Annotated in this window: 9 protein-coding genes and 1 pseudogene; 1 reads left to right on the forward strand and 9 read right to left on the reverse strand. The window is 44.1% G+C overall.

Annotation, left to right across the window (positions count from 1 at the left end; all coding sequences use genetic code 11):
* Positions 1-37 precede the first annotated feature (37 nt).
* From AB8P72_RS11240 to AB8P72_RS11280, 9 genes and pseudogenes are all read right to left on the reverse strand, one after another.
* A complete protein-coding gene (locus AB8P72_RS11240) occupies positions 38-541 on the reverse strand; it encodes a hypothetical protein (protein ID WP_198328886.1) in 504 nt (167 codons plus the stop codon).
* Positions 538-1,581: a chemotaxis protein CheB gene (locus AB8P72_RS11245; RefSeq protein ID WP_369957761.1), complete on the reverse strand. Its 1,044-nt coding sequence runs from the start codon at positions 1,579-1,581 to the stop codon at positions 538-540. The genes AB8P72_RS11240 and AB8P72_RS11245 overlap by 4 nt, the downstream gene beginning before the upstream one ends.
* On the reverse strand, positions 1,571-8,548 hold the full coding sequence (locus AB8P72_RS11250) for an Hpt domain-containing protein (protein WP_369957762.1): 6,978 nt from the start codon (positions 8,546-8,548) through the stop codon (positions 1,571-1,573). The genes AB8P72_RS11245 and AB8P72_RS11250 overlap by 11 nt, the downstream gene beginning before the upstream one ends.
* Before the next feature lie 30 nt (positions 8,549-8,578).
* Entirely contained in the window at positions 8,579-9,259 is a 681-nt protein-coding gene (locus AB8P72_RS11255) for a CheR family methyltransferase (protein ID WP_306495951.1), read from the reverse strand.
* 3 nt (positions 9,260-9,262) lie between these two features.
* The gene (locus AB8P72_RS11260; RefSeq protein WP_226928928.1) at positions 9,263-9,577 is read right to left on the reverse strand and encodes a hypothetical protein; all 315 of its coding nucleotides are present in this window, start codon (positions 9,575-9,577) and stop codon (positions 9,263-9,265) included.
* A gap of 181 nt (positions 9,578-9,758) precedes the next feature.
* Positions 9,759-10,763, reverse strand: a pseudogene (locus AB8P72_RS11265) (methyl-accepting chemotaxis protein); the annotation flags it as partial.
* Positions 10,764-11,344: 581 nt separating this feature from the next.
* Entirely contained in the window at positions 11,345-11,875 is a 531-nt protein-coding gene (locus AB8P72_RS11270) for a chemotaxis protein CheW (protein WP_068403518.1), read from the reverse strand.
* Positions 11,876-11,878: 3 nt separating this feature from the next.
* Positions 11,879-12,241, reverse strand: a complete 363-nt coding sequence (locus tag AB8P72_RS11275) for a PleD family two-component system response regulator (RefSeq protein ID WP_068403521.1) — start codon at positions 12,239-12,241, stop codon at positions 11,879-11,881.
* A 206-nt stretch (positions 12,242-12,447) separates the two neighbouring features.
* Positions 12,448-12,795 (reverse strand): PleD family two-component system response regulator, encoded by a 348-nt coding sequence (locus AB8P72_RS11280; RefSeq protein WP_068403524.1) that lies wholly within the window; start codon positions 12,793-12,795, stop codon positions 12,448-12,450.
* Between the two features lie 82 nt (positions 12,796-12,877).
* Here AB8P72_RS11280 and AB8P72_RS11285 point away from each other — a divergent pair, with 82 nt between their 5' ends.
* On the forward strand, positions 12,878-14,182 hold the full coding sequence (locus tag AB8P72_RS11285; RefSeq protein ID WP_102076450.1) for an efflux RND transporter periplasmic adaptor subunit: 1,305 nt from the start codon (positions 12,878-12,880) through the stop codon (positions 14,180-14,182).
* The last annotated feature ends 250 nt before the right edge of the window (positions 14,183-14,432 follow it).

The raw sequence follows: 14,432 nt of genomic DNA on the forward strand, positions 1-14,432 counted from the left end.
ACTAAAGCCCATGATAAAAAGCGTAACCATGAGCAAATTAGCTATCTAAGTCAACCAATTGATGGGCGACTTTATCCAAATCTGGCACCATGTAAACCGTATCATCAATCATCACCGCTTGGAAAAGGTAGGATAGCACAACATCTTCTTGGACGCGCTGCTGAACGGTATCAGTTTTGCTGTCGGTTTTGATAAAGTGCTCAGGCAAGTCGATATCTTTGACATCGGAGATACGCGCCTGTAGTTGGCGGAGCTCGCCTGCTGTCTGTAGCGCGATACGATGCGCGGTGGTATTGCCTTCTAAAATAATAATCTTGTCCGGCGTTTGATGGCGCGGCAATAGATGGATCACAGCGACTTCTTGTTGTTGCCATTCATACGTCCATCTATGTTCACTACACTCATCGACACTTAAAATCAAGCTACTAGGAATGATCCAATCCGGTTGGTCGGTGGCTGGGACAATCGTTACGTCGAGCATACCATTATTAGTGGTCAATAAGCTCACGGCTTCAAATGAGTGCTTTAGAATCTGTTTCATATGTCGCTCACAATAAATGACTCTGAAGAGGCGGGCATCGCCCTTTCAGCAATATAATGGGTAAGTTTTTCTGCTAAGGCTTTGGGACTGCCAACAAACTGACAATAACCTGAATCAATAATGGCTTGCGGCTGACTTGGACAAGCGCTTGATATTGGGTCTTGCGCCCACAATTGACTGTCATTGTCTTGGATTAAGTCCAAATACTGCGAACCATCATTTCCCATACCAGAGAAAATAATATTGATAAGCTCACTGCCATAAACATCACTGGTATTTTTCAGGATTTGACCGATAGCGGGCTTGTAATCGCCCTCCCACGCTTGATCTATTAAGATAATACGACCAGTTGAATCGCAAACAATTTGTTTATCAATGGGTACAATGAGGCATTGCCCGCCGCGCAAACACTGTGATGAGGTAATCAGCTGACAGCGCCAGTCATTATGGCGATTGAGTATGCGTGGTAGCGTACCTATCATCGCTTGGTTAAAATGATGCGCCAGTAAAATACTCACAGGCAAGGTGGGTGACAAATGATCTAAAAATTCTTTGACCGCACTAGGCCCGCCCATCGAAGCACCTAAAAATACCACATAATGCCAATCGTTAGTCTCATTTTGATAAGCCGTATTCTTATAAGCAGGGCTATCTATTGCCTTACTTAATAACGGCAACGCCAGCATTTGGGCAAGTTTGCGCTTGAGTTTGCGCTGCCATTTGGCATAATGCTCAGCTTCATTAAGATACGGCGCCTGGCTAAATCCGACTACAACGGTAGCAGGTTGAGCGGTAGTAGTCGCTACTGCCATATGCTCATCGTAATCACCATCTATGAGCCAAATATCAATAGGCGCTGTATAGCGGCTCAACCTATTTTGTAATTGCGTCCTTGATACGCAGTCAACCAGCTGCAAACCACAACTACGCACAGTATCAGAAAAAGCCATGCGCTGATGGTGGTCTTCTGCCACCACCAGTACCCTGATATCGTTTTTATGCTTATCCCTTAGTATTAAGGCAGGTACATTATCCTTCATTGACTAAGCTAGCCTCTATACCCAATAGACCTTGGATTTTATTAAGAAGCTGGTTTTCTTGGAAAGGTTTGCCCATGTAGTCATTGACTCCAATCTCAAAATCGCGCTCGCGATGCTTTTCGCCGGTACGTGAGGTAATCATAATAATAGGCAGCTGTTGCAAACGTCGGTTATGACGAACTTGCGACGCAACTTCAAAACCGTCCATACGCGGCATTTCAATATCGAGTAGCATCAAGTCCGGTGTGGTTTCTTGTAAAATTTCAAGCGCATCGATACCATCTTTGGCAAGGACCACATTGAAACCTTGACGCTCTAAGAAACGTGAGGTCACTTTTCGTACCGTGACTGAGTCATCGACGACTAAAACGGTGATTTTAGATTCTGTACTGCTACGAACACTGATAGCAGATTTTGCGACTTCTCTGCCTAAAGCAGCATTTCGCATCAGTGCAATCAGATCAAGAATAAGCATGACCGAGCCACCACCCATGATGGTTGCCGCTGAGATACCCGATAGATTCGAGAATTGCTGGCCTAAAGGTTTTACCACGACCTCAATACGTGACCCTGCGATTTGATCAACCTGTAGCGCCATGTTTTGGCCACTACGGTTTTTGATAATAATCAGTGGCACACTGGTGTTTGTATTGACGACCAGCTCATTGAGCTTATTACCTGATAAAATCTCATTCAAATAACGCACGCGATAATCGTTATCTTCAAAGTTAAGCGTAGCGGCGCCCGATTGATAATAGTCATAAATTCTTTCTGGACTGATACGTACCACGCGCTCAATCTGCGCTAACGGTATCGCATAATAGCGGTCTGCGGCGCGAACCACCAACGCATCAGACACCGCAACCGTGAGCGGCACACGCATAGTAAAGCGAGAGCCTTTACCAAGCTCTGACACCACCGATACCGCCCCACCTAGTTGACGAATCTCACTAATCACCACGTCCATACCGACACCGCGACCTGATATTTGCGTCACTTGCTTGCTGGTACTTAAGCCGGCGTTAAAGATATACTGCATAATATCAAGGTCGCTTAAACTGCTGTCTTCGGCGTCAATTAAACCTTGAGAAATGGCTTTATTGCGTACTGCTTCTACATCAATGCCGCGTCCATCATCAGTTAACTGGATAATGATTTCACTACCTTCACGCAGGACTTCTAAAGTGATTTGTCCACTACGTTCTTTACCCGCTTCTAAGCGCGTTGCAACCGTTTCAATTCCGTGATCGACGGCGTTACGTAACATATGCTCAAGCGGTGAGGTAATGCGCTCCAAAATGGTTCTATCCATTTCGTCATCAGCATTGATAATCTTTAAATCAACCGACTTGTTTAGCTCATTGGCCGTTTGGCGCACGATACGCTCAAGCCGTGGCGTTAGGCGGGTAAAGGGTACCATCCGCGAATTCATCAAGCCATCTTGCAGCTCAGTTTGCGTCCGCGATAATTGTAGCAATAGACTTTCGCTGTCACGCATCTTTTCAAGTAAGGTATGATTAATATCAACCAAATCCGAGGCCGACTCGGTCAAAGATTTTGATAATTGGTTTAACGAAGAATACTGGTCCATCTCTAGAGGGTCAAAGCCTTCATGATTGACCAACTCATCATCAATCTGCGATAAAATCTGCGCTTCAAGCTCAATCTCCATCCGGCGCAGCTGATCCGCTAGACGTTGTACAGTCGTTCCCATCTCTTCAATACTAGTGGTCAAGCTACTCATGCCCATATCGATACGCGCACGGTTGATCGCCGACTCACCTGATAGATTGATCATATGCTCAATGAGGCCACCTGAGATACGAATCATCTCGTTGCTACTGGCGTTCTGTTCTTGCTCAGTCGTATCAGCCACCATCGGCGGCATCTCACTGATATCTTTTTGGATATAGGTAGATTCTTGCTTTTCTTTCGCCAGTAAAATAGCATCACGCTGCGGTTGCAAAGACTCTTTTGGTATGTGTTTTAAGCTATCGGGGTTTTTACTAAATTGCTGCAGCGCCTCAATTAATAAGTCTGGCGTTGGTGGGTTCACCTGTTGCGAGAGAATAAATACCGCATCTGCCAGCCAATCGTGACAGGCTACCAGTAGCTCCAAGACTTTTTTGGTAGCAGGTCGGCGACGATCAATAAAGTCGGTATAAACCGTTTCCATTTCATGGGCAAGGTCAGCGATACCACATGCCGTTACCATACGCGCACCACCTTTTAAGGTGTGTAAGTCGCGCTGTAGGGCTTGCAATGCAACGGTATCACCGGCATCACTTAAGAATGCTTGCAGACATTCATTACGGTTGGTCAGCGCCTCTGCTTCTTCTAAAAACACCTCTAAAATATCTGGGTCAGGTAAGCCGTTCGCCCAAGATTGTTTTATAATTCTATCTAAACTTAAGAAGTCTGCCGTTTTATCGATACGATGGGTATATTCATTGGCGCTGATTTGCGGTTCAGCAGCAGCCTGGTGTTGCGGCATTGGTACAATAAGTTCGACGTCTTTTGGTAACGCTGCTGCTTTTTCAAACTGCTGCAGCTGCTCAATCAGCTCAGGTGTAAAAAATGATTGCTGATAGCGGACAATATGCGCCACTTGCAATGACAACGTATCTTGCACGACTTGCATAATTTCAAGCCATTGCGTCGTTGGCGTACGTCTTGCTTCAACGAATGCCTCGTAAATGCTCTCCGCCTCATGGGTCAAATCGCCAATACTGCGTATGCCTGCCATACGCGCACCACCTTTGATGGTATGCAGGTGGCGCTGTAAAACCTTTAAGGTATTGATATTGCTGATATCAGCACGCCATTTACTAAAGCTATCATTGAGCGCATCATCAAGCTCCTGCGCTTCTTCTAAGAAGATTTCTAATAGCTCAATATCGGTAACGATGGTTTCAAGCGCAAACTCAGGCGCAGCAACACTTTGCACTGTGCCTTTACCCTCTTCCTCAGCCTCTTTATCAACATCAGTATGCCCTGCAGTACCTGCTTCTACATTGATATTGCTATCGTCACTTTGAGCAATATCTTTTAGCTGCTCAACTACCTGCTGATTAATTTTCAACGAGGTGCTACCCGCTAAAGCATCAAATAAACCGACTAGCTGACAATGACCTGCAAGTAAAGCGGCCTGGATATCAGTATCACGGGATTTTTCAGGATGATGGCTTAAATAAGTATAAGCATTTTCCAATTCGCTAAGAATCAAGGCAAATTTTGGTACCTCTTGTGCTTTACTGGCTAGATGTTTTATTTGTGAGATTTGCCTTGCGATATAACTTTGAATCTGTTCTTGCTCTGCATTATTAAAGACGGCTTCTAACTGCCATTCTGCATCTAGTAGCTCATTGATATCGTCATCTAACAATTGACTTATCGTTGGTTTACCATCGGCTGAGTCTTCGTCATCGCTAACGGCGTACTGCTCACCAAGCATGGCTTGTAAAGAAGCAATATCTTGCTGACTTTGCGCCTCTTCTGACGAAACTTCTCGCTCCTGCACATCGCGTTTATAATTAGCTAGGTAGCCTTCAATCAGCGTCACAGACTGGGCAAGCGCTTTTACATGCTGAGCATTCATTGGCGTGTCTTGTTTCTGCAAAAGCTCCAAACTTTGCTCTATCGTCGTGCCAACCTCACTGATTGCCGTCAAAGTACTAGCGCCAGACGCTGCTCTTAGCGTATGAAAAGCGCGAACAATCTCATCACTTACGGCGGCATAAGGCTCGTCTTGGTGATCAAGAACAAAATCTTTAACGCTTTCTAACAGCTCTTCGGCCTCTTCAACAAAAATATCGAAAAAGATTTGCTCTTCTTCACTTTGAGGCGTCAAAACGATGGGCGCTTCGGCCATTTTTTCATTTACCGAATGAATGGTTTGCAGCGTACTATCAATGCTACTGTTACTTTCGGCAATGTCATAAGCAGTGTCATCAACAAGTTCTTGATCTGTATTTTTAACATCAGAATATTGCGCTGTGCTTATGTCCTGCTGCTGCTCAGAACCATAAAATAGTTGTTTATGTAGCGCGCGGTAGCTGAATTCATCACCCAACTGCTTACTAAAAGCCTGAGCACAAGCCACCCATAACGGTACAAGTGCAGGATAATCTTGACTGTCATTTTCAAAGGTAATTAATAGCGTTGGATAAGCGCCTAACACATCACCGATAAGCTGCTGTATGTCTGCAGACGCTACAATTGTATTATCCAAAATACGGTTGAGCATATTTTCTATCGACCAGGCTAGCTCAGCGCTATAATTAGCACCAACCATACGACCCGAGCCTTTTAAAGTATGGAAACCGCGACGAATATCAGTTAACTGGCTTAAGTTATCAGGAGTAAGCTGCCAATGCTCATATAAGGGCACAATTTCTTCTAGAACTTCATTGGCCTCTTCTATAAATATCTCTTTGATATCAGGATCAGCATCGTTAGCATCTGTCGGTAGCGACTGCGCCGCTGTCATAAATGGGGTTAATACGTCTGGTATCTCTAAATCCGTTAATGAGGCTGAAAAGTCTGTTTCTACTTCAAAAACTTCGTCAAAGTTACTAACAGAGTCATTTATGTCTAGAGTATCAACTTGTTCGATATTTAAGAATCTCTCATCTGTCGATTGCGTACCCTCATCTAGTACCGCATTATTTTTTTCAACCTCACTTGTAGAGAAATTATCATCAAGCACTTCTAAGCCTGTATTGATAGGTTGCTGGCTTATTAAGTTATTGCTTTGCAAAATAGTAATGGCAGGATCAAAACTTGGTGGGTTCTGTGCTGCAAAATCAGCCAACATCGCTGGTAGATGCTTAGTGGTTTCTGTCACAAGTGCCACGACCTCATCGGTCACTGGTAGGGTTTTGTCCAACAGACGGTTGAGTAGGTTTTCAATAGACCAGGCCATCTCACTGATACTAAAAGCGCCAACCATACGCCCTGACCCTTTCAAGGTATGAAAGCCTCTGCGCACTTCAGTTAATGGCGTTAAATCTTGCGCATCTTGCTGCCAAATGGGTAAGAAATCCTCTAAATCAGCGACGACCTCTTCCACCTCTTCAATAAAGATCTCACGAATATCTTCATCAACATCAAAGTTATCGTGCTTAAGCTCACTGCGAGCATTTAATAAAGCGGCACTTTCTTTTTTATCGCTATGGTTTGTGTTATCGGTTAAATCAATGTCTTCATTAGCAACAGTAATAGGCGCAATCTCGCCACTATCATCGTAGCGCAGTACATCATTTGTCGCTTGCTTTTGCGTTAAAAAGGTATCATTAACGGTTTCAGGCGCAGCTATATAGCCACTAAGTAGTGTCGCCGCCTTGTCGATATATTCATGAGCTTTGCTCAATAAGGGTTGATCAAAGACCTGCTGCGCAAGATAGTCGAGCAGCAATTCGATAGAGGTTAAACCTTCGGCTAAGGCTTCGGTGACATCCCAGCTCAGTACGGCAATATCATGGGTGGTTAATTGCTCGAATATATCTGCTATGTTATCGGTTGCCTGGCGGATAGATGACAGGCTCATACTGTCAAAAGCTTCGCCAATGTTAGAAAAATCTGCAGCGTCTGGTAATAGTGCTAGGTCTTGGCGCTGAATATAATCACTAAAGCCTTGCTTAACGTCTTCAACAGCAATACGCAGCTCGCGCAGCTCCTTATCGTCTGTCTTAATTTTTTGGCTACTTTCTACTTGCACGCTATCCATGTCATCATGAGTAATGACGTCAGCCGCAGGTATAAAAGAAGCCGCGCTTCCTATTTTACTTAAGATAACTTGTTCGGTATTGTAGATAGCATTGTGTAATTCTTGGAGACGCTGCTCAATTTGCCACTGCTGTTGTGATTGCTCTTCTACCACTCCAGTTTGGGCAATTAAGTCACGTTCTATATCTGCTAGGATAGATGCTGCTTGCGAGGCAAATGATGTCCAACCACGACTTCCTAGCTGATGGCTGATTTGTTGGAGTGGTTTAATTAGGATTTGCGGCTTATCAAAGTTAAAAATCAGCGTATCAATATCACTTAAGATGCGCGGTAAAAAGCGTGTTTCGACCTCTTGCGGCGCTACGCTTTGCAGCATAACTTGCGTGCTATCGCTCTGTTTGGCAAGGCTACTGATTTCGATATAAATATTCGCTATCAGCTCGTTGATAACTTTTGCCGATAGCGCTTTTTGATGGGTGCTTGCCTCTATTAACGCATCAAATTGACTCAATAGCGCGGCGTAATACTTAGGTCGCGGCGTTTCGTTATGGGCAAGGTCATGTAGCCAAGCTTCAGTCAAATACCAAAGACGCTGCAAATCGTCATCTTTTGCGGTTTGCCATAAGTATTGAGCGACTTTTTCTAAAGTCGCCAGTATAGAAGCGTCATTGGTATCAGCAGCAAGTAACGCTTGCGCTTGTTGACGCCAAACCAATAGCAACTGCTGATACTGCGCCTGGTCTAAACTGACCATTGCCGTACTGACGGGTAGCGCAATATCAACAATATCGTTAGTGGCAATGCTAGCAAGACTGTCCTCTTTAGAGTCTAAAGAAGCGTCTACAAGGTGATCGGTCGCTATATCATAACGCGCTAAAACTTGGGTAAGCTCAGCTGATGTTTTATTTATTAAAGCGCTATGAAAATTGCTCGTACGTGCGTAATAAACCAGCTCACCCGTAAGCAGTCGATGCGCTATGTGACCTATACGGCTCGCATCAGCATCTAAGCTATCGATTTCTGTCCTTGCAAGTAAGCTGAGCTTAGTAGCCAAATTTGCCAATATCGGCAAGTTAATCATGATCAAAGCGCCACCAATCTGATGATAGCTCTGTGTCATCTGCTCATAATCAGCGCTTTTTTCACCCAATTGCCAGCCATCAGCTATCTGTGATAATTGCTGATCAAACAGTGGCAGTAACCACTCAAGTGTCACCATGTCGTTGGGCTGGTTTTTCATAGATGTATCCTAACTCGTCTAGGCGCTAATTTAGGCACTGGTTTTTTGCCAGGCGTTAATCTGTGGGTGCGCAATACGGCGCATGTTTGAAGGACGCCAAAATAACGCCTCACCTGGAGCCAATATAATATAACCGCCTACTGCGCACTGCTCTGATAGCCGCGCTAATATATCGCGCTGATCAAACTTACGAAAATAAAGCAGCATGTTTTGGCAGACAATGACTTGTTGTAAATGCGGCGTTGGCGGTTTTTTGTCGATAATGTTGTGTAAAGCAAAGCGTACACGCTGTTTTAGCGTTGGCATCACCTGCCAGTGGGCTCGAGCGTTTTTCTCTGTATTTTTTTGCGTAGACACAGGCAGAAAACGTAATTGTTCAACGATACTTGTTGGTCGTAATAGTTGAATAAATTGCTGGCAATCTTGCGGAATCAAAGCCAGTTGCTTATTATCATACTGACCTAAACGTGCTTTTTTTAATGCCTGCTGACTGACATCAGTCCCTAATATGCTGTAATTGGTCAGCTGGCTTGCGGCCAAACTCATGTCCAGCGACCAAGTTTCTTGCCCACTGGCACAGCCGACGCTCCAGATACGGAATGAATCATCAGGATTGCTGGCGTCAATACTAGCGCTGCTATCATTAGTATTGCAGCTAGTACTAGCAGCGATTAGCTGCTCTCGTTGCCACTGTAAGGCGTAATCAGTGATAAACTATATAGAGGGCAAATGGCGAAAAAAGCGACTTTCATGAATGAGCACTTTATCTAACAATTGCTGGCGCAGCTCATGATTAATCGGTAATTGATGCCATAATTGTCTGTTGCTCAAACCATAGGCCAGTGCCGTTTGACTGACGGCGTTGACCAACCATTTACGTTGAACATTTGGCAATATAAAACCAATCTCTTGCTCTATATAGCGTTGCCATTGCTCAGTATCAAAAGCAACATCATCCCACAAAGCTTCTGCTATCAAAGCATCGGCTTTATTAATCATCAGACTGTCTTTTTGAGTATGATTATTCACGTGACCTGCTATTAATAGTGTTGCTCAACAGAAAAACGAGTAGAGCAACTGCTTGGTTAATATTTCAATATCACAATCATAAGCTGATAACTAGAGATTACATGCTCGCCGAAACACTTTCATCGATCTCTAAATACTCATCTTCGCTAAACTCTTGCTCTAACTGCTTATCATCATTAGAAATCTTAAAGCCGGTGACCGATTCTTGCAGTGCCGCCGCCATTTCACTAAGCTCACCGATAGAGCGCGCGGTCGCCATCGAACCAGACGAGGTTTGCGAAGTAATATCTTGAATAATATTCATGGTGTGCGAGATGTGACCAGCAGACTCAGCCTGTTGTAGAGCGGCGTTAGAGATGTTTTGAATCAGGTCAGCCAAGGTATTTGAAACCGTTTGCACCTCTTCTAGTGCCTCACCCGCATCTTTTGCCAAGCGCGCTCCGCGTACGACTTCAGAAGTTGTTGATTCCATCGACATAACCGCTTCACTGGTATCGGCCTGAATGGTTTTTACCAGCGTTTCGATCTGTTTGGTTGCGTTGGCTGAACGCTCAGCAAGACGCTGAACCTCGTCGGCAACAACCGCAAAGCCTCGACCTGCTTCCCCTGCCATCGATGCCTGAATCGCAGCGTTCAATGCCAAGACGTTGGTTTGGTCAGCAATATCGTTAATTAGACCAACGATATCACCAATCTCTTGCGAAGACTCACCGAGACGCTTGATACGTTTTGAGGTTTCTTGAATCTGATCACGAATCACGTTCATACCTTCTATCGAGCGCTGTACAACTTCCGCACCGTTATAAGCAATGGCAACCGAACGCTGTGCAACCGTCGCCGATTCTGAAGCGTTATTTGACACTTGGTCAATCGAGACTGTCATCTCATTAATCGCCGCAGATACCCCAGCAATTTCTTGTGCTTGGTGCTCTGAGGCTTCAGCAAGCTCAACTGCATTCATCTGCGTTTGCTCTGAGGACTGCGAGACACGCTCAGCGGTACTATTAATAACCAGTACCAATTGGCGTAATTGGTCAATTGCAAAGTTCACAGAGTCAGCAATCGCACCGGTAAAATCTTCCGATACCGTCGCGTTTACTGTTAAGTCACCATCTGCCAAATCGCCCAACTCATCTAGTAGACGCAAAATTGCAATCTGGTTACGCTCGTTCTCTTCTTGAATCTGGCGCGCGCGCTCAGACTCCGCTTCTGCTTCTTGACGACGGCGTAAGGTTTCTTTTTCAATCAATAAACGCTCTGAGCCGCCGCGTTGTTTGAGTAATTGGTATAAAGCAAATAAAATGCCCAGTACACCTACCACAAAAACAATCACAGGCAAGATGACTGATTGATTAAAATTGCTTAAATATTGGCTGACCGACGACAATGAATTGACCAGCCAAAACAGACAAGCCACGCTCACTAAAGCACAAAGCCCTAATAACAGCTTCCATTTACTATTAGCATCTGTCGTTGTTTTATTCGTACCAGCTACAGGGTTATTTATAACATCACTCATCGTGCCTATTCCTTTCAAACAATCGTCAAAGTCGTATCGTGACTGACTCTGAAATCATATTGCCATCAAAACAACAGTGATTCACAAAGCCTGTATGAATGCTGACATCTCATCAAACCATGTCAGCCTTTGTTCTTTTCTTGCTTTAATAAACACCCCGTTAATAATCGAAGTGTTTATTAAGGTTGATGTATTTACCAAAAATCAATATTTAGAAAAAACAGCTAATTACTAGTTACTCACAGCCACTAGATGGCAGCATCGGTATATTGCAAATCCTGTGCCAGCAGACTTGGCATAAATACATACCAATCTTGCTCATCTTTGACAAACTTACCGTGATTATAAGGCGCAAACGGCGAGCTCGGTTCAAGCGCTTCTGCTCGATATTGGTCTTGGGTAAACTGCTCAATGCCCAGCACCTGATCGACCAGCAGTCCTGAAAACAGATTATCATGGTCAATCACAATGACTTTACGCTGGCTCATTTGTGGCAATCGGCTGGGCACTTGTAAAAACCGCGACAAATCGGTTAACGGCAACAAGCGCCCGCGGATGTTGGCGATGCCGAGCATCCAAGGCTTTACTAAAGGTAAGCTGGTATATTCTGGCATGGATAATACTTCTGATACTTGACCCATTGGTGCCACCAAACGCTGACCGCCAATTTCAAATACCACGCCTTGCCAATCAAACTCTTTGCCGCCGCGGCGACCACTTTTACGCGCGCGTGCTAAGTCTGCTATACGCAGCAGCTCAATAAATCCTCTGGATGCCACAAGCTACCCCATTACTTTACGAATTATCTGGACCAAACCACTTTCATCAATCGGTTTGGTGATATATTCTTTAGCGCCTTGACGCTTACCCCATACTCGATCTGTTTCTTGGTTTTTGGTACTGATCATAATAATAGGGATATGAGCAGTCGTTTTACCGCGCGTAATTTTGCGGGTTGCCTGAAAACCATTCATCTCAGGCATTACCACGTCCATCAAAATGACGTCTGGTAGATGGTCGACGGCCATCTGACAACCTTGCTCTCCATTGCTCGCTTCTAATACTTGAAAGTTATTTTTAGAAAGCATGTCGCGAAATTTCGCCATCTCAGATGGCGAGTCGTCAATGACTAAAACAGTAGTCATAGGTATTTCCTTTATTTTTGATGATATCCATCAGGATATATTGTTAAAACAAACCGATTAAAAATAAATCGTATTGATTGAATGCCAGTATTATTTTCATCAAGATAAAAATTAAGCAGCAAGCGCTCACTATTAACCTGAATAACCGAACTTATAATATTTTTATAGCAGGTCTTTAACGGGCTGCTATTCACGTTACTGATTATTTAGCGATACTGGTTAATCGCCTCAAAAAGCTCATCTTTACTAAATGGCTTGGTCAAATACTCATCAGAACCAACAATGCGCCCGCGAGCTTTATCAAACAAACCATCTTTCGATGACAACATAATCACCGGTTTGCTCGCATAATCTGGATTATTTTTTATCAAGGCACAAGTCTGATAACCATCTAAACGCGGCATCATAATATCTACAAAAATGATATCTGGATTGTTATCAACAATCTTCGCTAAGGCATCAAAACCGTCAATCGCGGTGACGACTTCACAACCTGCTTTTTGCAATAAAGTTTCTGCGGTACGGCGAATGGTTTTTGAGTCATCGATTACCATTCAAAATCAGTAAATAAGAGTAATCATTTCACCGCCTCATAATTCCCTATATAATAAAAATTCGTTGACAAGGGTGATCGCTATGACAGGTTTTATAGATTTAAGGCGTTTGAGGGCTAAATTTTCAAGCACCATACTTTTAGCTTTTAGCCCATTAAAAAAGAGTGCGTATCTTTTGGGCGCGGCGCTGCTTATCGCCTGCCAGCCCTCCCCGCCTACGTCAGAACCTGTCACAGCTGAAAATAGCGAGGCCTTTGACACGCCCCTGCTCATACGTGCTGATAGCATTACGATGACCCCTGATCATATCCTAAGCGTCAAACCAACCCGTTATCAGCCGAGCCTTGGCTTAGAAGGTGAGATTGAGCCTATCAAACAGGTAAACCTAATTGCTGCCCAAGCACTGACGGTAGAGCAGGTGTTGGTGAAAAAAAATCAACGGGTCGAAAAAGGCGCACCATTATTCACCGTTCGACGGCAAGCAGCGCCTATTGAATCAACAGAGTCATCTGAACAAGCCGATGATGAAGTAGCAACTTCCTTAGAAGTAGAAGATGAAGTAGTAGATAATAAAGGTGCGGCCACTGAACCAAAACCGTCTGCCGTCAACAGTACTCAAGCGGCGCCAAAAGATTCCACTGCTAAGAATTCAGATAACATAAAACCCAGTACAGAAAAAAATGGTGAGGATGTTAAAGGAAATTCTGCTAGTGCTAGCAATAACGACTTAGACAATAACCAAGCTTCTAAGCATACAGAAACGGCGAATAATTTGATAACGGTACGGGCAAGCTTCGCAGGTCATATCGAAAAGCTATACGTCAAAAGCGGCCAACAAGTAGCACCGCGTCAACCTCTTTTAAAGCTTAGCGACGGGACGGAGCTGCATTTTAGCGCAAGCTTACCGATTGAAGCCAAATCACAAATCTCCGTTGGACAAACGGTTAACTTCACGGCGGAAGGCTTGATAGATAAATTTACCGGTCAGGTCAGTAAGCTGACAGTCACTGAGTTACCAAAGCAGCTATTGGTTTATGTCAATGTGGTTGATAATGAAGTCAGTCGCAACCAAATACGACCTGATATGCAGGTGACTGGGCGCGTTGACTACGGACAAATAGAAGTTGGAACCATTGTTCCTAAGCGCGCGCTGCACAATGTTGACCTAACCGTGCTGCACAAACCGCCTTATAAGCCGCTGCGTCCTTTGCATGCTAACGTTTGGATTATCAAACAAGACCAGCGTTTGACGCGCCAGCCCGTCGAAGTTATCGAGTATGACCCCTTGACTAAGCAGTATTTAATTGCCGGTATTACCAATGACAGTTTGATTTGCTTGGCAAACTTACCGGTGGAATCTGAAGGAAAAAAGGCGGTAGTTTCATAAGCGCCAAAGCTCGTAGTTACATTGTGTAGAAACATTAACAAAGCCTATCTTGTTTAATAACATCCTGTTTAGGCAATATAGCGTAAACTAATAGGGATTACGCTTTGAGTGAGAATGAACTAAGAGTTAAGGGCTTTGAAAATTTAGGGCGTGCTTATTTACAAAAACAGTTTTATAAAGACAGCATTTGTAGATAGGCACTTTTAAAGCAGTATTTTTAAACAGCATTTTAAACAAACTATAACAACAA

Origin of the sequence: Psychrobacter sp. CLB018, assembly GCF_041222815.1 — a bacterium.
Classification (GTDB): domain Bacteria; phylum Pseudomonadota; class Gammaproteobacteria; order Pseudomonadales; family Moraxellaceae; genus Psychrobacter; species Psychrobacter faecalis.

Excerpts from the sequence above, each read along its gene's own strand:
- AB8P72_RS11240 (WP_198328886.1), bottom strand. The coding sequence starts at position 541 with ATGAAACAGATTCTAAAGCACTCATTTGAAGCCGTGAGCTTATTGACC.
- AB8P72_RS11245 (WP_369957761.1), bottom strand. The coding sequence starts at position 1,581 with ATGAAGGATAATGTACCTGCCTTAATACTAAGGGATAAGCATAAAAAC.
- AB8P72_RS11250 (WP_369957762.1), bottom strand. The coding sequence starts at position 8,548 with ATGAAAAACCAGCCCAACGACATGGTGACACTTGAGTGGTTACTGCCA.
- AB8P72_RS11275 (WP_068403521.1), bottom strand. The coding sequence starts at position 12,241 with ATGACTACTGTTTTAGTCATTGACGACTCGCCATCTGAGATGGCGAAA.
- AB8P72_RS11280 (WP_068403524.1), bottom strand. The coding sequence starts at position 12,795 with ATGGTAATCGATGACTCAAAAACCATTCGCCGTACCGCAGAAACTTTA.
- AB8P72_RS11285 (WP_102076450.1), top strand. The coding sequence starts at position 12,878 with ATGACAGGTTTTATAGATTTAAGGCGTTTGAGGGCTAAATTTTCAAGC.